Genomic DNA, 24,829 nt, shown 5'->3' on the forward strand with positions numbered 1-24,829 from the left:
CCTTCACCTATCGCTACCTGGTCCGGGCACGCCGCTCGCGGTGGCGCGGCGGGCGCTGGACGCGGAGGGCGGCGTTGCCGATGCGGTTGACGCCGTGGGCGACGCCGTTGAGGACATCGTCTCGCCTCTCCCGGCCTCGCGTGGGTGACTTTGCCCACTCGTTGGATCGGCGGCGCAGGCCGGATCCGGTCCCGCGGCCGAGCCGGCGGCGCGTCCGGCGGCCGGGTCGGCGGCCGCGGCGGCGTCCCTGACCGGGGCGGCGGTGTCGGCGGACGGGCCCGCGGCGGACTTGGCGACGCACACCTCGGCCTTGCGCACCACCCGTCCGGACTGCTCGAACCCGTCCGAGCGCGCCCACAGCACGGTGCCCGCCAGTGCCGGGTCGGCGACGCGTTCGACCGCCACCGGGCGGTGCCGCGCCGCGTCGAACGGCTCGCCGGGCCGGACGGTGTAGCGCTCCACGCCCGACCGGGCCAGCGCGTCGGCGATCTCGTCGGCCACCGCCTCCAGCAGCGCGGCGGCGTGCGCCGGTTCGGGCGGGTCGGGCTCGGACCAGCGGCGGGCCTCGCGGCGGGCCTGGTCGTGCAGCCGGTACAGCGCGGCGCGCAGCGGTTCGAGGGCCGCCTGCAGCTCGCCGCGGCGCAGCCGCTCGTTCTCCTCGTGCAGGCGGTCGATCACGGCCTCGCGGTGCGCGGCCCGCTCGTGCTCGCGGTCGAGCCGTTCGGCCAGGGCGGCCAGCGCGTCGCGGATCCCGGCGAGCGCGTCCCCGTCGGCGGCGCCGGCCTCATCGGCCGCTGCGGCCGCGGGCGCCTCGTCGGGCTCACCGGTCCCGGCGGGCGGGCGCGCGGCGGCCTCGGCTGAGACGTCATCGGAGACCTCGGCGGAGACCTCGTCAACTCGGCGGTCCGGAGCGCTCGACACGTGCAGTAACCCTAACGGGCCGCCGGGGACGAGGGTAGGTCCGCCGTTGACCTTCCCGGGACTTTTCGTTGACCCGCTTCGTCGTAGGTTTGCCCTACCTCCACCTGTTTGTCGGCTTCGACATGCGGCGGTAACAGATCCGAAACGCGGCTCTCGCAACCTGAACCGAACTGTTCGAGCACAGGAGGTGGGCCATGTTGCTGCGGATTCGCGTCCGGTTGCCGGACCGTCCCGGCTCGCTGGGCAGAGTGGCGCGGATGCTGGGGGCCGCGGGCGCCGACGTGGTGCAGATGGCCGTCCTGGAACGCGACGGCGGGCGGGCCCTGGACGACTTCACCGTCATGTGGCCCGCGGGGGCGGGCTTCGAACGCCTGCTCGACGGGCTCGGATCGGTGCCGGGCGTGCAGCCGGTCGGCATCTGGCCGACCGTGGAGCCGCAGGGCGCCTTTCCGGACGCGGCACTGATCGGGCAGCTGGCCGCCGCGCCCGAGCGGGGGCCGCTGACGTTGGCCGACGCCGTGCCGGGCCTGCTCAGCGCCGACTGGGCGGGCCTGGCCGAGGGCGGGCCGGACGGGCACGCGCTGGTGCACTGCAGCCTTGTCGCCGGGCCGGAGCCGGATCTGCCGGACCTGGCGCCGCTGCGGCCGCGCGCGTTCACCGCCCCCGACGGCACCCAGTACGCGATCTGCCCGATCGGGGAGCCGGAGGACGGCGCGTGGGTGCTGGTGGTGGCGCGCAAGGACGCCCCGCCGTTCCACCGCACCGAGGTGTTCCGGCTCGCGCAGCTGGTGGGCGCGGCCGAGGCGGTGCTCGGCGGCGGCCGGGAAAGCGGGACGAAGGGCATCGATTTGGTGCGTACTTCTTAACCAGGGAGAAACCACCGGGATATCGGCGGCGTCTAAGTTTCCCGAACGGCCCGATGACGCGGCGGCGCGGTCGCGTCACCGGGCCGTTCCCCTGCCCGCACCCGTGACGCCGGTCACATGGAGGACTAGAGTCCGGTTCTGGAGCCGTTGTCCAGCCGGGAGGTCGCCATGGCCGAGCTGCTGCGTCCCTACGCCGAATCCCGTCCCGACCAGGCCGCGCTGACCGACGAGCGGGGCGCCACGACCTGGGCCGAGCTGAACGCCCGAACCGACCGCCTCGCCAACGCCCTGCGCGCCCTGGGGCTGCGCACCGGCGACACGATCGCCGTCCACTCCGGCAACCGCCGCGAGTACTTCGAGCTGATGTGCGCCGCCGGGCACATCGGCCTGCGCTACGTGCTGGTCAACTGGCACTGGACGGCCGGCGAACTGCGCTACGTGCTCACCGACTCGGGGGCAAGGGCGCTGTTCAGCGAGGCCGCGTTCGCCGACGTCGCCGCCGAGGCCGCAGACGGCCTGGACCTGGCCGCCCGCATCGCGGTCGGCGGCGATGTCCCCGGGTTCGCCCCCTACGAGGAGTTCCTGGCCGGCGGGCCGGACGGGGAGCCCGCCGACCAGGTCATGGGCTACCCGATGATGTACACCTCCGGCACCACCGGACGGCCCAAGGGCGTCACCCGCAAGCTCGTCACCGCCGGGGCCCCGCTGGACACCGCCGTGCTCATCGGCGACACCTTCGCCGAGATCCTGCACATCCCCGAGGACGGCCGGTCCCTGCTGGTCGGGCCCGTCTACCACTCCGCGCAGTGGCTGTTCTCGCATGTCTTCCTGCTGCGCGGCCGCCCGGTGGTGATGCGGCGCCGCTTCGACCCGGCCGAGACGCTGCGGCTGATCGACGAGCACGCGATCACCAACGTGCACCTGGTGCCGACCCAGTTCGTCCGGCTGCTGCGCCTGGACGAGGCGGTCCGCGCCGCGTTCGACGGCTCCAGCCTGCGGGCCGTCTGGCACGGCGCCGCGCCCTGCTCCCCGCAGGTCAAGCGCCGCATGATCGACTGGCTGGGGCCGGTCGTGTACGAGTACTACGGCTCCACCGAGGCGTCGGTGAACTCGGTGATCAGCTCGGCGGAGTGGCTGGAGCGGCCGGGCAGCGTGGGCCGCCCGCTGCCCACCACCGAGCTGCGGGTGCTACGCGACGACGGCACCCCCGCCGCGCCCCGCGAACCGGGCAGGCTGTGGTTCCGCTACACCAGCGGCGACGACGTGGAGTACTGGGGCGACGAGGACAAGACGCGCTCCATCCACCGCCCCGACGGCCTGTTCACCACCGGCGACATCGGCTACCTCGACGAGGGGGGCTACCTCTACCTCGCCGACCGGGCCATCGACATGATCATCAGTGGCGGGGTCAACATCTACCCCGCCGAGATCGAGGGCGTGCTGATCACCCATCCGGCGGTGCGCGACGTGGCGGTGTTCGGGGTGCCCGACGAGGAGTTCGGCGAGCAGGTCAAGGCCGCCGTGGAGCCGGCCGACGGGTTCGCGCCGTCCGACGCGCTGGCCGCCGAGCTGATCGCGCACTGCCGCGCCGCGCTCGCCGGATACAAGGCGCCCCGCTCGGTCGACTTCGTCGACGCCATGCCGCGCACCCCGACCGGCAAGCTCTACAAGCGCATCCTGCGCGACCCGTACTGGAAGGACCACGACCGCCGCATCTAGCGCCCCCGCCTTCGGCGCTGTCAGGACGCAGCCGATGCCCGGCATCGCGCCCGGCCCGGCGCCGACGGCCCCCGACGCATTGACCGCGATCTTGACCGGCGCTCCTTCGGATCGGCAAAGCCATAGCGTACGGCGTGGCAGCCAGTAAAGGTGAAGGAGATTTCCATGTTGCTCGCGGACGAACGCGCCGAGGTGTGCCGGATCGGCCGTCAGCTGGCCGAGACGAGGCTGGTGACCGGGTCCTCCGGCAACATCAGCGTGCGCGTCGGCGACCTGGTGGCGGTCACCCCCGGCGGGATGATGCTCGACCGGATGACCCCCGAGGACTGCCCGGTCCTGGACATGTCGGGGCAGGTCGTGGAGGGGGAGCGGGCGCCGTCCTCCGAGACGCCCATGCACCTGGCGATCTACGAGGCGTCCGACGCCTCGGCGGTCGTGCACACCCACTCCACCTACGGGGCCGTGGTCGCCAGCACCATGACCGAGCTGCCCGCCATCCACTACACGACGCTGCTGCTCGGCGGGGTGGTGCGGGTCGCCGAGTACGCCACCTACGGCACGCCTGAGCTGGCCGCCAACGTGCGCAAGGCCCTGGAGGGCGACCGGCGGGCCGCGTTGATGGGCAACCACGGCGGCGTCACCCTGGGCGGCGACCTGGACGAGGCGTACGAGAACGCCCGCCTGCTGGAGTGGCTGTGCGGCGTGTACGTGCGCGCCAAGATGATCGGCGAGCCGCGCATCCTGACCGAGGAGCAGCTGGCCAAGGTCACCGAGCGCGGCCTGCGCCCGCCGCAGTACCCGCGCCGCAAGGCGTGACGGCACCCCTCGCCGCCGCCGCGGAGCCGCCCGGCCGCGTCCCGGGCCCGCCCTGGGCCGCGGGCGGCATCCGTGGCAGGCTGCGGGTATGCCCAGGCTCACGCAGGACGCCGCGTGGGCGCGGCTCACCTCGGCCCCGGTCGCCCGGCTGGCCACCGTGGACGAGCACGGTCGCCCGCACCTGGTGCCGGTGACCTTCGCCGTGCGCCGGGGCGTCCTCTACACCGCCGTCGACCACAAGCCCAAGCGGTCCCGCGACCTGCGCCGCCTGGCCAACATCCGCGCCAACCCGCACGTGTCGGTGCTGGCCGACCACTACGACGACGACTGGGAGCGCCTGTGGTGGGTGCGCGCGGACGGCCACGCCCGCGTCATCGAGGACGACGCGCAGATGGCCGCGCCGATCGCCCTGCTGCGCGACCGCTACGCCCAGTACCGCGACCGGCCGCCCGAGGGGCCCGTCATCGCCGTCACGATCGACGCGTGGAGCGGCTGGTCGGCGTCCGGGTGACGCACTGCGGGCGGCTCAGTCCCACGCCCGGCCGAGGCGCGCCAGCCGGTCGGCGTACTCGATCCGCGTCGCCCATTCGGCGGGCCAGGCGTCCATGCCCAGGCGGGCGCCCGCGAACGCCCCGGCCAGGCATGCGATCGAGTCGGAGTCGCCCGAGCTGGCCGCGCCGCGCCGGATGGCCGCCACCGGGTCGTCCGGGAACAGCAGGAAGCACAGCAGCGCCGTGGCCAGCGCCTCCTCGGCGATCCAGCCGCCGCCGGTCACCGCGCACGGGTCGGCGTCGCGGTCGGCCGCGGCGAGGGCCGCCTCCAGGCGGTCGAGCGCCGCCAGGCATTCGTCCCAGCCGCGCGCGATGAACTCCTGCGGGGTGGGCGCGCCGGACCGCCGCCACAGCTCGCCCAGCCACCGCTCGTGGTACGTGGTGCGCTGCGCATGGCATCGTTCGCGCAACGCCCGGGGCAGCTCCTCGGGAGCCACCAGCCCCTCCCGCAGCCACCACACCGTGTAGGCCGTCAGCTCGCTGGCCGCCAGCCCGGTGGGATGGCCGTGGGTGAGCGCCGCCTGGAGCTGCGCCGCCCCGGACCGCTGCTCGTCCGTCAGCCCCGGGGCCAGCCCCAGCGGCGTGACGCGCATGTTCGCGCCGCAGCCCTTGGAGCCGATGACGGTCGCCTCCGTCCACGGGCATCCCTCGGCCAGCCTTCCGATGGCCTCCAGGCAGGTGTTGCCCGGCGCCCGGTTGTTGTCGGGGCTGCGCGCCCAGTCGATGAACCGGCGCCGCCAGATCGGCGTGATCAGATCGGGCGTGAACGGCGGGTCGCCCAGCGCGTCGAGCAGCCCCTCGCCCACCGCGAGGCCCATCTGCGTGTCATCGGTCACCAGCGCCGGGTCGCCCTCCGGCTCGCGCGGCCCGCCGGGCCCGTACCGCTCCTCGATCCGCCGCATGTCGAGGAACTCGGTCGGCTTTCCCAGCGCGTCCCCGTACGCCAGCCCGAAGATGCTGCCGCTGGCCCGTCCCGCCACATTTCCTCCTCACCGTCGCCTCGCCGTGCATTCTGCCGTAATCGCCGCGTCACCGGACGGCGCGGCGGTAGGCGGCCGGGGTGACGCCGTAGCAGCGGACGAACCACCGGGTCAGGTGGCTCTGGTCGGCGAAGCCGGTGCACGCGGCGGCCTCGGCGATCGGCTCGCCCCGGGCGATGCGGCGGCGGGCTGCGCGCAGCCGCAGCTGGCGCTGGTAGTCGCTGGGGCCCATCCCGTACGCCCGCCGGAACGCCCGGTACAGCGCGAACCGGCTGCATCCGGCCTCGCGGGCCAGCTCGTCGGCGGACAGGTCGTCCAGGAGGCCGTCGTGCAGCCGCGCCCGGGCCCGTTCGACGACCAGTGCGTCACCCCGCGGCAGGACGGGTGCGGGCGCACGGCCCGGGCGGGCGGCGGCGCGGCGCACCATCGACGCCACGGTGCGGGTCAGCAGCTCGTCCCGGCGCAGTCGCGTCGCGTCGCCGAGCAGCGCGCGGTGCAGGGCCCGCAGGCCGTGTGCCAGCAGCGGGTCCTCCACCACGGGGGAGGCGAACAGCGGCAGCCCTGCCGGGCGCCCGGCGATGTCGGCGAGCACGTCGCCGACCAGCTCGGGCCCCAGGTGGACGATCCGGTAGGTGAACCCCATCCGGTCGGCGGGCCCGCCGTCGTGCGGGTCGTCGGGGTTGAACGCCATGACCATCCCGGCCGCGCTGGTGTGCGCCGCGCCCCGGCACCGGAACGCCTGCTGCCCCTCCTCGGTGACGCCGAAGGAGTACGTCTCGTGGCTGTGCCGGTGGTAGGAGCGCCGCTCGAAGCGGGCGTGCATGGCCTCCAGCGGCCGGTCCCCGGCGCGCCAGTAGCGGGTCCACTCGCCGGTCATGCGCACGAGCGTACAAGACGGCCCAGGGCGCCCCCGGCCAGCATGGCCCGCATGCGCTTCGACACCAAGATCGCCATCGTGGTGCGGGACGACCTGGCCGCCTGGCAGCGGATGAACGTCACCGCGTTCCTGGCCGGCGCGGTCGCCGCCGGGCACCCGGATCTGATCGGCGAGCCCTACGAGAACGCCTCGGGCGACCGCTACCTGCCGATGTTCCGGCAGCCCGTGCTGGTGTACGCGGGCACCGCCGAGGACCTCGCCCGCGTCCACGCCCGCGCCCTGGCCCGCGGGACGAGCATGGCCGTCTACATCGAGGACATGTTCAAGACCGGCAACGACGCCGACAACCGCGCCACCGTCCGCGCCGTCGCCGCCGAGGAGATGCCGCTGGTCGGTCTGGCCCTGTACGAGAAGAAGAACCCCCTGGACAAGATGCTCAAGGGCCTGCCGCTGCACCCGTGATGCCGGCGAGCCCGGCCAGCCGGGCCCGGTGCGCTGCCGGGGACCCGAACAGCTCCTGCGACGCCTTCGCCCGCTTGAAGTACAGGTGCGCGTCGTGCTCCCAGGTGAAGCCGATGCCGCCGTGGAGCTGGACGGCCTCGGCGGCGACGCGGAAGAACGCCTCCGAGCAGTACGCCTTGGCCAGCGCGGCGGCGACGGGCAGCCCGTCCGGGTCGCGGTCGGCGGTGTCCGCGGCGTGCAGCACCGCCGACCGGGCCGACTCCACCAGCACGAACATGTCCGCGCACCGGTGCTTGACCGCCTGGAAGCCGCCGATCGGCCTGCCGAACTGGCGGCGCACCTTGACGTACTCGACCGTCATCTCCAGCGCCCGCTGAGCGCCGCCGAGCTGCTCGGCCGCCAGCGCCACCGCCGCCATGTCCATGACGCGCGGGTCGTAGACCCCGGCCGGTCGGGCCCGCACGCCGTCGAACTCCAGGCGCGCCATCTTCCGCGTCTGGTCCAGCGTGGTCAGGGGCGCCCGGGTGAGCCCGTCCGCGCCGCCGTGCACGGCGAACAGCGCGGGCCGCCCCTCCCGGCGCGCCACCACCAGGACCAGGTCGGCGACGTGGCCGTCGAGCACGTAGGTCTTGACGCCGTCGAGCACCCAGCCGTCCTCGGCGGGCCGGGCGGTCATCTGCACGTGCCGGACGTCCCACCGCTCGTCCTCCATCCACGCCAGCGCGGCGAGCGTGCTTCCGTCGGCGATGCCCGGCAGCAGCTCGCGCGCGGCGTCCTCGTCGCCGCAGTTCAGCAGCGCATAACCGGCCAGCACCACCGAGGACAGGAACGGCGCGCACACCAGCGCCCGCCCCATCTCCTCCATGACGACGGCCAGCTCCCGCATCCCGAACCCGGCCCCGCCGTACTCCTCGGGGATCGCCAGGCCCTGCAGCCCCAGCTGCTCGGCCATCTGCGCCCAGACCTTCGGGTCGTACCCCTCGTCCGTCGCCATCAGCCGCCGCACCTGCGCGCTCGGCGACTTGTCGGCGAAGAACCGCCGCAGCGTCTCCCGCAGCTCCCGCTGCTCCTCGGTGCCGACAGCCGGCCCCATCTCCCAACCTCCCAACCAAACGCCCGCTTGGTAATCACATCCTGCCGCACGGCTGCGGGCACGTGCCACCTCGGGCTCGCGGGGGGCGAGTCGGTCGTTACGAACTGCACATGAACTGTGGCGTTCTGCGACTACAATCTCGGGGACGAGGAAGGGAGCAGGGCATGACCGTCGCGGCCCACGAACCATGGACGCAGGAGGGCACCCTCCTCAAAGGCTTCCTCGCCTTTGACACCCCGGACGGTTACCGAGCAGAGCTGATCGACGGAGAGATCGTCGTGACACCACCCCCCGGCGGCGGGCATGACAAGAACATCGGCAGGATCGTCCGGCAGGTCCACCAGAACAGCGACACCCGGTTCGACTTCTGGGGGAGCAAGGGCCTCGTCGCTCCGGGCGACGGCCGAAGCCCGGAGAACCACGTCACCCCGGACGGCACGTTCGCCCGTGAAGAGGCCGACCTCTACAACGATGACAGCTCGTGGTCGCCCGCCGACGGCGTCGACATGGTGCTTGAGGTCACCGCCAGGAACCCGGAGCGCGACCGGGTGAACAAGCGGCACTGCTACGCGCGCGCCGGGATACCGCTGTACCTGCTGGTGGACCGGGAGAAGAAGACGGTCACGCTGTTCAGCGAGCCCAAGGACGACGACTACTTCGCCGACGTGCGCGTGCCGTTCGGCAGGCCGATCGGGCTGCCCGAGCCGTTCGCCTTCGAGCTGGACACCTCCGAGCTGTTCTGACGCCCGCGTAGGATCTTGAAAAAGATCGTCTACGCGGGGGCGGTGCAATGGAGTACGTGCGGCTGGGCGCCGGCGGGCTGAAGGTGTCGCGGATCTGCCTGGGCATGATGACGTTCGGGGTGAGCCAGACGCGGCCCTGGGCGGTGGACGAGGCCGCGGCGGCGCCGATCGTGCGGGCGGCGGTCGAGGCGGGCGTCAACTTCTTCGACACCGCCGACATGTACAACGAGGGCGCCAGCGAGGAGATCACCGGGCGGCTGCTGCGCGAGTACTTCGCCCGCCGCGACGACTACGTGCTCGCCACCAAGGTCTACAACCCGGTGGGGCCCGGGCCCAACGACCGGGGCCTGTCGCGCAAGCACATCATGGACGGGATCGACGCGTCGCTGCGGCGGCTCGGCACCGACTTCGTGGACCTGTACATCATCCACCGCTGGGACTACGAGACCCCCATCGAGGAGACGATGGAGGCGCTGCACGACGTCGTGCGGGCGGGCAAGGCCCGCTACATCGGCGCGTCCAGCATGTTCGCCTGGCAGTTCGCCAAGGCCCAGTACGTCGCGCGGCTCAACGGCTGGACCCGGTTCGTGTCCATGCAGAACCACTACAACCTGGTCTACCGGGAGGAGGAGCGGGAGATGATCCCGTTCTGCCTCGACCAGGGGGTGGGCGTCACGCCGTGGAGCCCGCTGGCCCGCGGCCTGCTCGCGGGCACCCGCGACCGCGACGGCGGCCGCCACACGGTTCGGTCCCGCACCGACCGGTACGCCGAGAGCCTCTACACCGACGACAACGACTTCGACGTCGTGGACGCGGTGCGGGCGGTCGCCGGCGAGCGGGGCGTGTCGATGGCGCAGGTCGCCCTCGCGTGGCTGCTCGACCGGCCCGGGGTGGTGTCGCCGATCATCGGTGCGAGCAAGGAGGCCCACCTGGCCGAGGCGATCGCCGCCACCGAGCTGACGCTCACCGACGACGAGAAGGCCCGCCTGGAGGCGCCCTACCGGCCGCACGCCGTCAGCGGCCACTTCTGATCGGACGCGCCTCACGGGGACCAGTCGTGCGGCCCCAGGACGAAGCCCGTGCCGCACGTACGCAGATGGCCCACGGCCAGCAGGTGCGCCAGCGCCGCGCGGACGTCCTCCTCGGGGCGGTCGAGCTGCCGGGTCAGCGTGGCGAGGCCGGCGGTGCCGCCGTCGGTGTCGATCTCGGCGACCGCCTCGTACACCGCCAGTTCGAAGTCGGTGAGTTCCTGGACGTCGCCGCGTTGTTCGGTCATGCCCGGCCCATGCCCGCCGGGGGGCGGGCGATTCAGCCGTAGCGGTCGAGTTCGCGGAAGAAGCCGGGGACGGTGCGCAGCCCGCCCGCGGCGGCGACGTGCTCGTACACGTGCAGCCCCACGGCCAGGTCGAGCACGCCCAGGCCGAACGGGGAGAAGACCACGGGCCGGTCGGCGGGCGGGACGAGGGCGCCGGTCAGTACGTCGTACAGGGGCCCGGCGACGAAGTCGCGGTGCCCGACGAGCTCCTCGGTCAGGTGCGGGGAGGTGCGGGCCTTCAGGCAGTGGTCGACGTCGTCCAGGACGTTCCAGGACGCCAGGATGATCTCGGGGGACAGGTCGCGCAGCGAGATGTGCAGCACCAGCGGCGCGTGCGCGAACCAGCCGGGGTCGGTGACGTGCGGCTCGCCCGCCACGGTCGCGAAGACCACCAGGTCGCAGGAGCGGATGAGGTCCTCGGCCTTGTCGTGCACGGTCACGGCGGTCTCGCCCGCGCGCCGCAGGTAGCCGCTGAAGCCCTCGGCGTGCGCGGCGGCCAGGTCGTGCACGCCGACCTCGTCGAAGGCGAACCCGGCGGCGCGCAGGTAGGTGTGGATGTAGCGGGCGATCAGCCCGGCGCCGACGAACCCGGCGCGGCGGGGGCGGGCGCCGCGCGCGTCGGCGAGCCGGGTCGCGGCCAGGGCGGCGGACGCGGCGGTGCGGGCCGCGCTGATGATCGAGCTTTCCAGGCAGGCGAACGGGTAGCCGGTCTCGGCGTCGTTGAGGATCAGCACGGCGGACGCGCGGGGCAGCCCGGCCGCGACGTTCTCCGGGAAGCTGGAGATCCACTTGATGCCGTGCACGTGGCCGAGCGAGGCGGGCAGCGCGATGATCCGACTGGACGGCCGGTCGGGGAAGCGCAGGAAGTAGGAGTCGGGGTTGACGGTGCCGCCCTCGCCGTGCCGCCGGTAGGCGGCCTCGACGGTCTCGACGACCCGCTGCTCGCGGCCGTCGAGTGCGTCCTTCACCTGGTCGCCGGAGATCACGGCGAAGGAGGGGGGCTGGTTCATGGGCGGCTCCGGTGCGGGTCGGTGAGATCGGTGAGGTCGGTGACGGCGGTCAGCTCCCGGGCCGCTTCGCCGCCGGGCGCGTCGGCGGGCGCGCCGACGGGCGCGGCGCAGGGCTCCTCGGCGGGCTCCTGCAGGTCGGGCTCGGCGCCGGGGAACAGCTCGGGCACCAGGTCGGGGAAGTGGCGGCGCAGCCAGTGCTCCTCGTACAGCGAGTCCAGGTAGCGTTCGCCCAGGTCGGGTGCGATCGCGACGGCGACCGGGTCGGCCCCGGGGTACTTGGCGGCCAGCCACCGCTCGGCGCCCGACACCACGGTGCCGGTGGAGCCGCCGAACATGAAGCCGTGCGCCGACAGCCGGTGCACGGTGCGGATGGTGTCGGCCTCGGGGACGTGCACGACGTCGTCGATGTAGGACTCGTCGACCAGCGCGGGGCGGCAGCTGGTGCCCAGGCCGGGGACGAGCCGCCGCCCGGGGACGCCGCCGAAGGTGACCGAGCCGACCGCGTCCACCGCCACGATCGTGACCGGGCGCCCCCGCTCGCGGAAGTAGCGGGCGCAGCCCATCAGGGTGCCGGTGGTGCCCGCGCCGACGAACAGCACCTCCAGGCCGGGGAAGCCGCGGTCGATGGCGGGCGCGGTGCCGCGGTAGTGCGCGAGCCAGTTGTTGGGGTTGGCGTACTGGTTGAGCCACAGGTACCGGCGGTCGGAGGCGCACAGCTCCCGCACGTAGGCGATGCGGCTGGCCAGGTAGCCGCCGGCCGCGTCGGGGCGGGAGACGACCCGGACCTCGGCGCCGAGGGCCCGCATGAGCCGCATGGTGGCGGGGTTGCAGCGCGGGTCGGTGACGCAGACGAACCGGTGGCCGCGGGCGGCGGCGATGATGCTGAGCGCCACCCCCAGGTTGCCCGAGGACGACTCCACCAGGATCGAGTCGGGGGTCAGCGAGCCGTCCCGCTCGGCCGCGTCGACCATCTGCGCGGCCGCCTTCAGCTTGACCGACCCGGCGAAATTGAAGCCCTCGCACTTGAGGTAGAGGGGACAGCCGAGCACCGGCCGGAGGTCCACGTAGAGATCCTCGACATTGAAGTCCTGCGGCGAGCTGATGATGGGCACGCTGCCACCCTCGAACAAAATATCAATTAGCGGTTCGGTGGAGGCCCCCGGAACCGTGCCGAATTCTCCGCGAATGACTTTCCGTGCGCTTCCCGAGTTCCCCCCGAATCCACGCCCGAGACGAAGAGTCCCATGGCGGATCATCACCGTACCTTCGGGCATGTCGCCCCGCAACCCCCTGCTTACCCGTGGGTAGTGTGGAAAGCGGGAATCTGCCCACAAGGCGCCATAAGCTGACGCCGCGGCGGTTTTCCGCCGATGACGGGGACGACGTCTGATCTCACGGAGAGTGATCATGAGTGTTCGCGGACGGGCCGTCGACCGGCTGCTCACCCTGGACGAACTGCCCGTCCCGCCGCTGCCGGAGACCGAGGTCGCCCGCGCCAGGCGGCTGGCCGACCGGCACAAGATGACCCGCGAGCACGCCGTCGACCTGGACGAACCCGTCATCGCGCGGATCGAGCGGATCGCGGCCGAACGCGACCGGCCCGCCGTGCGCGACCGCGACCGCGCGCTGACCTACGCCGAGCTGGCCGCCGAGGCGCGCCGCCTGGCCGCGCTGCTGGAGCGCTCGGGCGCCGGTCCGGGCACGGTCGTGGGCGTCGGCGGGGAGCGGTGCGCCGCCGTGGTGGCCGCGTTCCTGGCGATCGAGCTGGTCGGCGCGCTGTACGTGCCCGCCGACGCCGCCTGGCCCGCCGCCCGCGTCCGCGACGTCCTGACCCAGGCGGGGGCCGGCCTGCTGCTGGCCGCCGACGACGCCTCAGCGGAGGGCTCGGCGCTGGCCGAGGGGGCGCGCGCGGCGGGCTGCCGCATCGTGCGCGCGGGGGACGCCGCGGGGTGCCCGCCGTGGCCGGGCCCGGCCCGGCTGGAGTCCCTGGACCAGCCCCGGTACGTGCTGTTCACCTCGGGCTCGACCGGCCGCCCCAAGGGCGCGGTCGTCGAGCACCGCGGCATGATCAACCACCTGTACGCCAAGATCGTCGACCTGGGGCTGACCGGGGCCGACGCGGTGGCCCAGACCGCCCCGCTCGGCTTCGACATCTCGGTCTGGCAGATGCTGTGCCCGCTGCTGGTGGGCGGCCGGGTGGAGGTGGTCGACGACGCGACGGCGCACGACCCGGTCGCGTTCGCGCAGGCCGTGCGGCGCCGCGCCATCACGGTGGCGGAGCTGGTGCCGACCATGGTCCGGCACCTGCTGGACGACCTGGCGGCCGCGCCCGGCCAGGCCGACGCGCTGGCCGGGCTGCGCTGGATGATCGCCACCGGCGAGGAGCTGCCCGCCGAGCTGGCCCGCCGCTGGCTGGCCGCGATGCCGCAGGCGCGGCTGCTCAACGCCTACGGCCCCACCGAGTGCTCCGACGACGTCACCCACCACACCGTGACCGAGGGCGACCTGGACCTGCTGCGCCTGCCCATCGGCACACCGATCATCAACGCGCGCCTGTACGTGCTGCGCGCCCCCTCGCCCGAGGAGGGGGAGGGCGGCCCCTGGAGCGCCTGCGAGATCGGCGAGACCGGCGAGCTGTTCGTCGGCGGCATCTGCGTGGGACGCGGCTACCTGGGCGACCCCGAACGCACCCGCGCCGCGTTCTACCGCGACCCGTTCGACTCGGGCGGACGCCTCTACCGGACCGGCGACGCGGTCAGGCTGCTGCCGCCGGGGGAGGGCGGACGGGACCGGCCCGTGCTGCAGTACCTGGGCCGGGTGGACCGCCAGGTCAAGATCGCGGGCGTCCGGATGGAGCTGGGCGAGATCGAGGCCGTGCTGCGGCGGCATCCGTCCGTCGGCGCCGCCGCCGTCGTCGTCCACGAGGCGCCCCCCGGATCATAACGCAGCGTAATCACGCCGTCCCTTTTCGGTTGTCCTCCTTTGTCACATCCTGCGCGTCCGGAGGCCGCGGGGCGGGGCGGTGTGCCCGCTCTTTTGTCACGGTCGTGAGCATTTCACGTGGTCAACTTCTACTTTTTGGGGGATTGCCAGTGCGCTGCGCGGGCTGGTTGACTGTGGGCCCGCTACTCGGCGGTAGGCGAGGTCGGAGGGCGGACCCCCATCCGGGCCGGCGGAGTGGCGGTCGCGCGCACCCGTCCGTCCAGCCGGACCGCGACCGCGGCGGCGCGCTCGGTGCACGGGGTGCCGGGCGGTACTCGGGGAAAGGGGACGGAGAAACGGCCCGAAGTTCGGTGGTCACTCTTCGCGAAAATCGAATCCCCCCGCGACCGGGAAAGCATTTGCCTTGATGTCCTCCATTGAGTACGTGCCCCTTTCGTCGGCGCAGCGGGCGATCTGGTACGCCCAGCAGCTGGCGCCCGATACGCCGATTCACATCGCGCAGTACATCGAGATCGAGGGCCCGGTCGACCACGAATTGCTCGACCGCGTGGCGCGTATCGCCGCGCACGAGGTCGAGGCGCTGCACGTGCGCCTGGTCGAACGCGACGGGGAGCCCTGCCAGATCCTCGACCCGGACCCGACGGCGGCGATCCCGCTGGTGGACCTGACCGGGGAGGCGGACCCGCGCGCCGCCGCCCGCGCCTGGATGCGCACCCGCCTGGCCGAGCCGCTGCCGCTGGACGCCGACCGGCTGTACACGACCGCCCTGCTGCGCCTCGCGCCCGGCCTGCACTGGTGGTTCCTGCGCGCCCACCACGTCATCCAGGACGCCTACAGCGGCTCGATCATCAGCCGCCGCGCCGCCGAGCTGTACACGCGGCTGGCCCGCGGCGAGGAGTACCGGCCCGCCCCGCGCGGCTCGTACCGGGAGGTGCTGGCCGAGGAGGCCGCCTACCGCGCGTCCGACCGCTTCCGGCGCGACCGCGCCTACTGGACGGAGCGGTTCGCCGACCGCCCCCTCGCCGTCGGCCTGAGCGACGGCCTGGCCGAACCGACCGCCGACTACCTCAGCCGCATCGCCCGGCTGTCACCGGAGGAGACGGCCGCGCTGGCGGCCGGCGCGCGGCGGCTGCGCACCGCCTCGCCCGCGCTGGCGATCGCCGCGACCGCCGCGTACGTCGCGCGGATGACCGGAACCGACGACGTGATCCTGGGCATGGCGGTCAGCGGCCGCGCGTCGCAGCTGGCCCTCGCCACGCCCGCGATGCTGGCCACGATCCTGCCGCTGCGGGTGGCCGTCCGGCCCGGCATGACCGTCGAGGAGCTGGTGCGCACCACCTCCCGGACCGCCGCCCGGCTGCTGCGCCACCAGCGCTACCGGCGCGAGGACCTGCTGCGCGACCTGCGGCTGCTCGGCGAGCGGCGCCGCCTGCACGGCCCGGTCATCAACATCATGCCCTTCGACTACCGGCTGGACTTCGCGGGCCTGCCCGGGCGGATGCACGCCCTCACCACCGGGCCGGTGGACGACCTGTCGATCAACATCTACGACAACTTCGACGGCGCCGGCCTGCGCGTCGACTTCGACGCGCACCCCGCCCTCTACACGCCCGAAGAGGTCGCCGCCCACCAGGAGCGGTACCTGCGGCTGCTGCGGGCGCTTGGCCGGGTCGATCCGGCCACGCGGCTGGGCGACGTGGAGATCGTGGACGCCGCCGAGCGCGCCCTGGTGCTGAAGAAGTGGAACGACACCGCCGTGCCGGTGCCGCCGGCCGTCGTGCCGGAACTGGTGGAGGCGCAGGCCGCCCGCACGCCCGACGCGCCTGCCGTCGCGCACGGCGGGGCGACGCTGACGTATGGGGAGCTGAACGCGCGGGCGAACCGGCTGGCGCGTCATCTGATCGGTCTGGGCGTCGGCCCGGAGGATCGGGTGGGGCTGGCGCTGCCGCGTGATGTGAACCTTGTGGTGGCGGCGTTTGCGGTGTTGAAGACCGGGGCCGCCTACCTGCCGATCGACCCGGCTTATCCGGCGGACCGTATCGCGTTCATGCTGGACGACGCCGCCCCGGCCTGCGTCGTCACCACGACCGCGACGACGCTGCCCGCAGGTGCACCGCGCGTCGAGCTGGACGCCCTGGAGCTGGCCGCGCATTCCGACGCCGACGTCACCGACGCCGACCGGGTGCGCCCGCTGCGCCCCGGCAACGCCGCCTACGTCATCTACACCTCCGGTTCCACGGGCCGGCCCAAGGGCGTCGTGGTGTCCCACGCCAACGCCGTCGACTTCTGCGCGTGGGCGGCGCGCGACTTCGGCGCCGACCGGCTGCGCCGCGTGCTGTTCTCCACGTCGCTGAACTTCGACGTGTCGGTCTTCGAGTGGCTCGTCCCGCTCACCGTCGGCGGCCGCGTCGAGGTGGTGCGCGACCTGCTGGAGGTGGCCGAACGGGGCGGCTGGCACGGATCGCTCATCAGCGGTGTGCCGTCGGCGATGGCGGCGCTGCTGGGCGCGGGCCGCCTGGACCTGTCGGCGACGGACGTGGTGCTGGCAGGCGAGGCGCTGCCGCCCCGGCTGGTGCGCGAGCTGCGGCGGCTGCTGCCCGACGCGCGCATCTCCAACATCTACGGCCCGACCGAGACCACCGTCTACGTCACCGCCTGGTACGACGACGGCAACGCCGAAGGCACGGCCCCGATCGGCCGGCCCCTCGCCAACACCCGCGCCTACGTGCTCGACGCGGCACTGCGTCCGGCCCCCGTGGGCGCCCCCGGAGAGCTGTACCTGGCGGGCGACGGCCTGGCCCGCGGCTACCTCGGCCGCCCGTCCCTCACCGCCGAACGTTTCGTCGCGTGCCCGTTCGGCCCGCCCGGTGAGCGCATGTACCGCACGGGCGACCTGGTGCGCTGGACCCGCACCGGCGACATCGAGTACCTGGGCCGGGCCGACCATCAAGTCAAGGTGCGCGGGTTCCGCATCGAACCCGGCGAGATCGAGTCGGTCCTGACCGGCCACCCGGATGTGGCGCAGAGCGTCGTCATCGCCCGCACCGACGCCGCCGGGGACACGACCCTGGTCGCCTACGTCGTCCCCGCCCCCGGACGGACCGCCGAGCCTGCGGCGCTGCGGGCGTTCGCCGCCGCGACACTGCCCGACTACATGGTCCCGTCGGCCGTGGTCGTGCTGGACGCGCTGCCGCTCACCCCGAACGGCAAGCTGGACCGGGCCGCGCTGCCCGCCCCCGACCTCGCCGCGTCCCCCGCAAGCCGCGCCCCGCGCGACGCCCGCGAGGAGATCCTCTGCGGGATCTTCGCCGATGTGCTCGGCGTGGAACGGGTCGGCATCGACGACGACTTCTTCGACCTCGGCGGCGACTCGCTCAAGGCCACCCGCGTGGCGGCCCGCGCCCGCGCCGCCCTCGGCGGCGATCTCGCCGTCCGCGCGGTGTTCGAGGCGCCCACCGTGGCCGCCCTGGCCGCGCGCCTCGACACCTCCGGCGGGCGGCGCCCCGCGCTGACGGCCGGGCCCAGGCCCGACCCCCTCCCCGTGTCGTACGCGCAGCGGCGGCTGTGGTTCGTCAACGACCTGGACGGCGGCTCGGCCGTCTACCACATCCCCATCCCGCTGCGGCTGACCGGCAGGCTCGACCTGGACGCGGTGCGCGCCGCGATGGACGACATGCTGGCCCGGCACGAGGCCCTGCGCACCGTGTTCACCGAGATCGGCGGCGAGCCGCACCAGCGGATCCTGCGCCACCCCGACGAGGTGGACCCGGTGCTGACGGTCGCCGACCTCGCCGACGCCACCGACGACGAACGCCGCCGGGAGATCCTCGCCGCCGCCACCCGCCGCTTCGACCTGACCCGCGACCTGCCCGTCCGCGCGCACGTGTTCCGCCTCGGCCGCCGCGACGACGGCGACGAGCACCTGCTGCTGATCGTGCTGCACCACATCGCCGGGGACGGCTGGTCGATGGAGCCGCTGGCCGCCGACCTGATCACCGCGTACGCGGCGCGCGCCGAGGGCCGGGCGCCGGACTGGGAGCCGCTGCCCGTCCAGTACGCCGACTACGCGGTCTGGCAGCGCGACCTGCTCGGCGATGAGGACGACCCGGGCAGCCTGGCCGCACGGCAGCTCGCCTACTGGAAACAGGCCCTGGCCGGGCTGCCCGACCAGCTCGAACTGCCCGCCGACCGGCCGCGCCCCGCACGGGCCTCCTACCGGGGCGCACAGGTGCCGTTCACACTGCCCGCCGGGCTGCACGCCGCGCTCGCCGACCTGGCCCGCGAGCGCCGCGCCAGCCTGTTCATGGTGCTGCAGGCGGCGTTGGCGGGGCTGCTCACCCGGCTCGGCGCGGGCACCGACATCCCGATCGGCTCGCCGGTCGCGGGTCGTACGGACCGGGCGTTGGACGACTTGGTGGGCGTGTTCGTCAACACGCTCGTGCTGCGTACCGACACTTCCGGCGACCCGGCGTTCGCCGAGCTGCTCGAGCGGGTGCGGGAGGCGGACCTGGCGGCGTTCGCCCATCAGGACGTGCCGTTCGAGCGTCTGGTGGAGGTGTTGAACCCGCGGCGGTCCCTGGCCCGGCACCCGCTGTTCCAGGTCATGATCTCGATGCAGACCAATCCGTCGGCGCGGGTGGAGCTGCCGGGGCTGACGGTCGCGCTGGAGCCGGTCGACACCGGCGTGTCCCGCTTCGACCTGGCGCTGCTGGTGGACGAGCGCCGCGACGCCGCCGGGAACCCCGCTGGGATCGACTGCCGTCTGGAATACGCCGCCGACCTGTTCGACGCCGACACCGCCCGGTCCATGGCCGCCCGCCTGGAACGGCTGCTCGCCGCCGTCGCCGCCGACCCCGGCCGCCGGCTCGGCGAGATCGACCTGCTGGAGGAGGCCGAACGGCACCGCCTGTTCGGCGAGTGGAACGACACCGCGCTGCCCGTCCCGGACGCCCTGGCACCCGAGCTGGTGGAGGCGCAGGCCGCCCGCACGCCCGACGCGCCTGCCGTCGCGCACGGCGGGGCGACGCTGACGTATGGGGAGCTGAACGCGCGGGCGAACCGGCTGGCGCGTCATCTGATCGGTCTGGGCGTCGGCCCGGAGGATCGGGTGGGGCTGGCGCTGCCGCGTGATGTGAACCTGGTGGTGGCGGCGTTTGCGGTGTTGAAGACCGGGGCCGCCTACCTGCCGATCGACCCGGCTTATCCGGCGGACCGTATCGCGTTCATGCTGGACGACGCCGCCCCGGCCTGCGTCGTCACCACGACCGCGACGACGCTGCCCGCAGGTGCACCGCGCGTCGAGCTGGACGCCCTGGACCTGGCCGCGCATTCCGACGCCGACGTCACCGACGCCGACCGGGTGCGGCCCCTTCGCCCGGACCACGCCGCGTACGTCATCTACACCTCCGGGTCCACCGGCCGCCCCAAGGGCGTCGTCATCCCGCACTCCGCCCTGGCCGACTTCTGCGCGGGCGGCACGGCGTTCTACGGCGCCGACCGGCTGCGCCGCGTGCTGTTCTCCACGTCGCTGAACTTCGACGTGTCGGTCTTCGAGTGGCTCGTCCCGCTCACCGTCGGCGGCCGCGTCGAGGTGGTGCGCGACCTGCTGGAGGTCGCCGAACGCGGCGGCTGGGAGGGCACTCTGGTCAGCGGCGTCCCCTCCGCCCTGGCGGTGCTGCTGGCCCGCGACGGCCTGCGGCTGCGCGTCGACGACCTGGCGTTCGGCGGCGAGGCGCTGCCCGCGCGGCTGCTGCGGGACGCCCGCGAACGCGTGCCCGGCGCGCGCCTGTCCAACATCTACGGGCCCACCGAGGCGACCGTGTTCGTCACCGGCTGGTTCGACGACGGCAACGCCGAGGGCACGGCGCCGATCGGCCGCCCCATGGCCAACACCCGCGCCTACGTGCTGGACGGGGCGCTGCGGCCGGTGCCGGTCGGCGTGCCCGGCGAACTGTACATCGCCGGAGACGGCCTGGCCCGCGGCTACCTGGGCCGCCCGGCGCTCACCGCCGAACGGTTCGTGGCCTGCCCGTTCGGCCCGCCCGGTGAGCGCATGTACCGCACCGGCGACCTGGTGCGCTGGACCCGCACCGGCGACATCGAGTACCTGGGCCGCGTCGACCACCAGGTGAAGGTGCGCGGGTTCCGCATCGAACCCGGCGAGATCGAGTCGGTCCTGACCGGCCACCCGGACGTGGCGCAGAGCGTCGTCATCGCCCGCACCGACGCCGCCGGAGACACCGTCCTGGTCGCCTACGTCGTCCCCGCGCCGGGCGCCGCCGCCCCGGACACCGCGGCACTGCGCACGTTCGCCGCCACGACACTACCCGACTACATGGTCCCGTCGGCCGTGGTCGTGCTGGACGCGCTGCCGCTCACTCCCAACGGCAAGCTGGACCGGGCCGCGCTGCCCGCCCCCGACCTCGCCGCCGCCTCCGCCGGGGGCCGCGCCCCGCGCGACGCCCGCGAGGAGATTTTGTGCGGGATCTTCGCCGACGTGCTCGGCGTGGAACGGGTCGGCATCGACGACGACTTCTTCGACCTCGGCGGCGACTCGCTCAAGGCCACCCGCGTCGCGGCCCGCGCCCGCGCCGCCCTCGGCGTGGAGCTGCCCGTCCGCGCGGTGTTCGAGAACTCCACCGTCGCCGGGCTCGCCGAACGCGCCGCGTCCGGCGCACGGGCCGAACGCCCCCCGCTGCGGCCCGTGCCCCCCGACCAGCGCCCCGACCCGCTGCCCGTCTCGCACGCGCAGGAACGGCTGTGGTTCCTCAACCGCCTGGAGGGACCCACCGCCACCTACAACATGCCGATCCCGCTGCGGCTGACCGGCGCGCTCGACTACGCGGCCATGCGCGCCGCGCTGCGCGACGTCGTGGCCCGGCACGAGTCGCTCCGCACCGTCTTCGGCGACCACGACGGCCGCGCCCATCAGCGCGTCCTGGCCGACGCCGACCCGCCGCTGGAGATCACCGGCATCGCGCCCGGCGGCGACCTGCCCGGCGCGCTGTTCACGGCCGCCACCCGCGGCTTCGACCTGTCCCGGGACCTGCCCGTCCGCGCCCACCTGTACCGGCTCGGCGAGCACGAGCACGTGCTGCTGATCGTGCTGCACCACATCGCCGGCGACGGCTGGTCTATGGCGCCGCTCGCCCGCGACGTCATCACCGCCTACCTCGCCCGCCGCGACGGGCACGCCCCCGACTGGGAGCCGCTGCCCGTCCAGTACGCCGACTACGCGTTGTGGCAGCGCGACCTGCTCGGCGACGAGGACGACCCGGGCAGCCTGGCCGCACGGCAGATCGCGTTCTGGCGCACGGCGCTGGCGGGCCTGCCGGACGAGATCGCCCTGCCCGCCGACCGGCCCCGCCCCGACCGCGCCTCCTACCGGGGCGGCCAGGTCTCCTTCGACGTGCCGCAACGGCTCCACCAGGCGCTCGCCGACCTGGCCCGCCGCCACCACGTCAGCGTCTTCATGGTGCTGCAGGCGGCGTTGGCGGGGCTGCTCACCCGGCTCGGCGCGGGCACCGACATCCCGATCGGTTCGCCGGTCGCGGGACGCACGGACCGGGCGTTGGACGACCTGGTGGGCGTGTTCGTCAACACTCTCGTGCTGCGTACCGACACTTCCGGCGACCCGGCGTTCGCCGAGCTGCTCGAGCGGGTGCGGGAGGCGGACCTGGCGGCGTTCGCCCATCAGGACGTGCCGTTCGAGCGTCTGGTGGAGGTGCTGAACCCGCGGCGGTCCCTGGCCCGGCACCCGCTGTTCCAGGTCATGCTGACCCTGCAGAACAACCCCGAGGCGTCGACCGACCTGCCCGGCCTGCGCGTGGCCGTGGAACCGGTGGACGCCGCGGTCGCCAAGTTCGACCTGGAGTTCATGCTGGAACCGGCCCGGGACGGCGGCGGCCTCACCGGAACCGTCGAGTACGCCCTCGACCTGTTCGACCGCGACACCGCCGAACGCCTCGCCACCTGGTACGTCGACGTCCTGGAGGCCGTCGCCGCCGACCCCGAGGTGACGATCGGCGCGCTGCGGCTGCCCGGCGCCGACGACCTCCGCCGCCCCGCCGCCCCGCCACCGGTGAAGAGGCTCGTCGCCTACGTCGTCCCCGCCCCGGGCCAGACGATCGACGTCGAGGAACTGCGCGCCCACGTGCGCGAGCACCTGCCCGAGGCCATGGTGCCGTCCGCCGTCGTCGTGCTGGACGAGCTGCCCCTCACCCCCAACGGCAAGGTGGACACCAAGGCCCTGCCGCGCCCCGACCTGGCGGCGGCGCCGGCCGCGGCGCCCTACCGCGCGCCGCGCGACGCCCGCGAGAAGACCGTCGCCGCCATCGTCGCCGACCTGCTCGGCGTCGCCCGCGTCGGCATCGACGACGACTTCTTCGCGCTCGGCGGCAACTCGCTGATCGCGATGCGGGTCGTCAGCCGCGTCCGCCGCGCCCTCGGCGTCGAACTGCCCGTGCGGGCCCTGTTCGAGGCGCCCACCGTCGCGGGGCTGTGCGCCCTCCTCGGCGCCGCCCGCGAAACGGGACGCCCGCCGCTGGAACGCCGGGACCGGCCCGAGGTGATCCCGCCGTCGTACGCGCAGCGGCGCCTGTGGTTCCTCAACCGGTTCGAAGGCCCGTCCGCCACCTACAACATGCCCCTGGCGCTGCGCATCCGCGGCGCCCTCGACCACGACGCGCTGCGCGCCGCCCTCGGCGACGTGGTGACCCGGCACGAGTCGCTCCGCACGATCCTGCCCGACAGCGGCGGCGTGCCGCGCCAGCTCATCCTCGACCCGGCCGCCGCCCGGCCCGAACTGCACGTCACCGACACCACCGACGCCGAACTGCCGGTCCTGCTGGCGGCCGCCGCCGGACACCCCTTCGACATCTCCGCCGAACCGCCGCTGCGCGCCCACCTGTTCCGCCTCGCCCCCGACGAGCATGTCGCCCTGCTGGTGCTGCACCACATCGCGGGTGACGGCTGGTCGATGGCGCCGCTGGCGCGCGATGTGATCGGCGCGTATGCGGCGCGGGTGGAGGGGCGTGCGCCGGGGTGGGCGGAGCTGCCGGTGCAGTATGCGGATTATGCGTTGTGGCAGCGGGAGCTGTTCGGTTCGGAGGACGATCCGGACAGTCTGATCTCGCGGCAGATCGCGTTCTGGCGTGAGGCGTTGGCGGGCGCCCCGGAGGAGCTGGCGCTGCCTGCTGATCGGCCGCGTCCGGCCGAGGCGTCCTACCGCGGCGGCACGGTCCCCTTCCGGCTCGGCGCCGACCTGCACGAGGCCCTGCTGCGGGTCTCCCGCGAGACCGGCGCCAGCCCCTTCATGGTCGCCCAGGCCGCCTTCGCCGCCCTGCTGACGCGGCTGGGTGCCGGGACCGACATTCCGATCGGGTCGCCTGTGGCGGGGCGTACGGATGACGCGCTGGACGACCTGGTCGGCATGTTCGTCAACATGCTCGTCTTCCGGACCGACACCTCTGGCGATCCGTCGTTCCGCGAGCTGGTGGCGCGGGTGCGGGAGGCCGATCTGGCCGCCTATGCCCATCAGGACGTGCCGTTCGAACGCCTGGTGGAGGTGCTCAACCCGCCGCGCCACATGGGCCGCCACCCGCTGTTCCAGGTCGGCCTGACGTTCCAGAACAACCCGCAGGCCCGGCTCGAAGCACCCGGCTTCAGCGCCGAACCCGAACCGCTGCACGCCGGCGTGTCCCGCTTCGACCTGCTCATGATCCTCACCGAGCGGCTCGACCCCTCCGGCCGGCCCGCCGGGCTCGACGGCGAACTCGAATACGCCCTCGACCTCTACGACCCGCCGACCGTCGAACGCCTCGCCGCCCGCTTCGAACGCTTCCTCGCGGCGCTGCTCGCCGACCCCGGCACCCCGATCAGCGCGATCGACGTCCTGGACCCCGCCGAACGCCGCGTCCTGCTCGAAGAGTGGGCCGGCGGCACCGCCGGCGAACCGTCGGATTCCTCGACGATCGTTGATCTGTTCGAGGCGCAGGCGGCGGTTCGTCCGGGTGCGGTGGCGGTGTCGTGTGAGGGTGTGTCGTTGACGTATGGGGAGGTGAATGCTCGGGCGAATCGGTTGGCGCGTCGCCTGGTGGAGCGGGGGGCCGGTCCGGAGCGGTTCGTGGCGTTGCGGTTGCCGCGTTCGGTGGACCTGGTCGTGGCGGTCTTGGGGGTGCTCAAGGCGGGGGCGGCGTATGTGCCGATCGACCCGGACTATCCGGCCGACCGGATCGCCTTCATGCTCGACGACGCCCGTCCCGCGCTGGTCCTCGGGCCGGAGGATGTGGACGCGCCCGGCTACGACGACACGAACCTCAACGTCCCGCTGTCGCCGGACCATCCGGCGTACGTCATCTACACCTCGGGTTCGACGGGTCGTCCGAAGGGTGTGGTGGTTCCGCATGGCAATGTGGTGCGGTTGCTGCGGTCGACGGAGTGCTGGTTCGATTTCGGGCCGGATGATGTGTGGACGTTGTTCCACTCCTACGCCTTCGACTTCACCGTGTGGGAGCTGTGGGGTGCGTTGGCGTA

At 73.7% G+C, this 24,829-nt stretch carries 16 protein-coding genes; 9 read left to right on the forward strand and 7 right to left on the reverse strand.

All coding sequences use genetic code 11. The annotated features are described in order from the left end of the window. Positions 1 to 3: 3 nt before the first annotated feature. The gene (locus QSK22_RS31475) at positions 4 to 921 is read right to left on the reverse strand and encodes a nucleotide exchange factor GrpE (protein ID WP_285498119.1); all 918 of its coding nucleotides are present in this window, start codon (positions 919 to 921) and stop codon (positions 4 to 6) included. Between the two features lie 194 nt (positions 922 to 1,115). On the opposite strand from QSK22_RS31475, the gene QSK22_RS31480 reads away from it, so the two are divergent. From QSK22_RS31480 to QSK22_RS31495, 4 genes are all read left to right on the forward strand, one after another. Next, the gene (locus QSK22_RS31480) at positions 1,116 to 1,787 is read left to right on the forward strand and encodes an ACT domain-containing protein (RefSeq protein WP_285498120.1); all 672 of its coding nucleotides are present in this window, start codon (positions 1,116 to 1,118) and stop codon (positions 1,785 to 1,787) included. Positions 1,788 to 1,955: 168 nt separating this feature from the next. Continuing rightward, positions 1,956 to 3,506, forward strand: coding sequence for an AMP-binding protein (locus QSK22_RS31485; RefSeq protein WP_285498121.1), 1,551 nt, complete (start codon positions 1,956 to 1,958; stop codon positions 3,504 to 3,506). Positions 3,507 to 3,671: 165 nt separating this feature from the next. After that, positions 3,672 to 4,322, forward strand: coding sequence for a class II aldolase/adducin family protein (locus QSK22_RS31490; RefSeq protein ID WP_285498123.1), 651 nt, complete (start codon positions 3,672 to 3,674; stop codon positions 4,320 to 4,322). Positions 4,323 to 4,410: 88 nt separating this feature from the next. Then, positions 4,411 to 4,833, forward strand: a complete 423-nt coding sequence (locus QSK22_RS31495) for a TIGR03668 family PPOX class F420-dependent oxidoreductase (RefSeq protein ID WP_285498124.1) — start codon at positions 4,411 to 4,413, stop codon at positions 4,831 to 4,833. 15 nt (positions 4,834 to 4,848) lie between these two features. Here QSK22_RS31495 and QSK22_RS31500 read toward each other — a convergent pair whose 3' ends face one another. Both QSK22_RS31500 and QSK22_RS31505 read right to left on the reverse strand, forming a co-directional pair. Then, a complete protein-coding gene (locus QSK22_RS31500; protein ID WP_285498125.1) occupies positions 4,849 to 5,853 on the reverse strand; it encodes an ADP-ribosylglycohydrolase family protein in 1,005 nt (334 codons plus the stop codon). Positions 5,854 to 5,902: 49 nt separating this feature from the next. Beyond that, positions 5,903 to 6,730 (reverse strand): AraC family transcriptional regulator, encoded by an 828-nt coding sequence (locus tag QSK22_RS31505; RefSeq protein ID WP_285498126.1) that lies wholly within the window; start codon positions 6,728 to 6,730, stop codon positions 5,903 to 5,905. A gap of 51 nt (positions 6,731 to 6,781) precedes the next feature. On the opposite strand from QSK22_RS31505, the gene QSK22_RS31510 reads away from it, so the two are divergent. Continuing rightward, positions 6,782 to 7,192, forward strand: a complete 411-nt coding sequence (locus QSK22_RS31510; protein ID WP_285498127.1) for a DUF2000 domain-containing protein — start codon at positions 6,782 to 6,784, stop codon at positions 7,190 to 7,192. Here QSK22_RS31510 and QSK22_RS31515 read toward each other — a convergent pair. Then, entirely contained in the window at positions 7,167 to 8,285 is a 1,119-nt protein-coding gene (locus QSK22_RS31515; RefSeq protein ID WP_285498128.1) for an acyl-CoA dehydrogenase family protein, read from the reverse strand. The two genes, QSK22_RS31510 and QSK22_RS31515, sit on opposite strands and share 26 nt — an antisense overlap. Before the next feature lie 164 nt (positions 8,286 to 8,449). Between QSK22_RS31515 and QSK22_RS31520 the strand changes: the two genes are divergently transcribed. Both QSK22_RS31520 and QSK22_RS31525 read left to right on the forward strand, forming a co-directional pair. Beyond that, a complete protein-coding gene (locus QSK22_RS31520; protein WP_285498129.1) occupies positions 8,450 to 9,028 on the forward strand; it encodes a Uma2 family endonuclease in 579 nt (192 codons plus the stop codon). Between the two features lie 47 nt (positions 9,029 to 9,075). Then, positions 9,076 to 10,059 (forward strand): aldo/keto reductase, encoded by a 984-nt coding sequence (locus QSK22_RS31525; RefSeq protein WP_285498130.1) that lies wholly within the window; start codon positions 9,076 to 9,078, stop codon positions 10,057 to 10,059. An 11-nt stretch (positions 10,060 to 10,070) separates the two neighbouring features. On the opposite strand, the gene QSK22_RS31530 is transcribed toward QSK22_RS31525, so the two are convergent. Genes QSK22_RS31530 through sbnA form a run of 3 tightly spaced genes read right to left on the reverse strand, consistent with a single transcriptional unit; the run spans position 10,071 to position 12,465 of the window. Next, positions 10,071 to 10,304, reverse strand: coding sequence for a hypothetical protein (locus QSK22_RS31530; protein ID WP_285498131.1), 234 nt, complete (start codon positions 10,302 to 10,304; stop codon positions 10,071 to 10,073). Positions 10,305 to 10,336: 32 nt separating this feature from the next. Continuing rightward, on the reverse strand, positions 10,337 to 11,353 hold the full coding sequence (gene sbnB, locus QSK22_RS31535) for a 2,3-diaminopropionate biosynthesis protein SbnB (RefSeq protein WP_285498132.1): 1,017 nt from the start codon (positions 11,351 to 11,353) through the stop codon (positions 10,337 to 10,339). Continuing rightward, positions 11,350 to 12,465 carry a 2,3-diaminopropionate biosynthesis protein SbnA gene (gene sbnA / locus QSK22_RS31540; protein WP_285498133.1) on the reverse strand — a complete coding sequence of 372 codons (1,116 nt, stop codon included), beginning with the start codon at positions 12,463 to 12,465 and terminating at the stop codon, positions 11,350 to 11,352. Before sbnA ends, sbnB begins: the two co-directional genes overlap by 4 nt. Before the next feature lie 295 nt (positions 12,466 to 12,760). On the opposite strand from sbnA, the gene QSK22_RS31545 reads away from it, so the two are divergent. Both QSK22_RS31545 and QSK22_RS31550 read left to right on the forward strand, forming a co-directional pair. Continuing rightward, positions 12,761 to 14,296: an amino acid adenylation domain-containing protein gene (locus QSK22_RS31545; protein ID WP_285498134.1), complete on the forward strand. Its 1,536-nt coding sequence runs from the start codon at positions 12,761 to 12,763 to the stop codon at positions 14,294 to 14,296. 406 nt (positions 14,297 to 14,702) lie between these two features. Beyond that, a partial coding sequence (locus QSK22_RS31550) for a non-ribosomal peptide synthetase (protein WP_285498135.1) occupies positions 14,703 to 24,829 on the forward strand: 10,127 nt, incomplete at its 3' end.

It is taken from the genome of Actinomadura sp. NBRC 104425, assembly GCF_030269545.1.
Lineage (GTDB): Bacteria > Actinomycetota > Actinomycetes > Streptosporangiales > Streptosporangiaceae > Spirillospora > Spirillospora keratinilytica.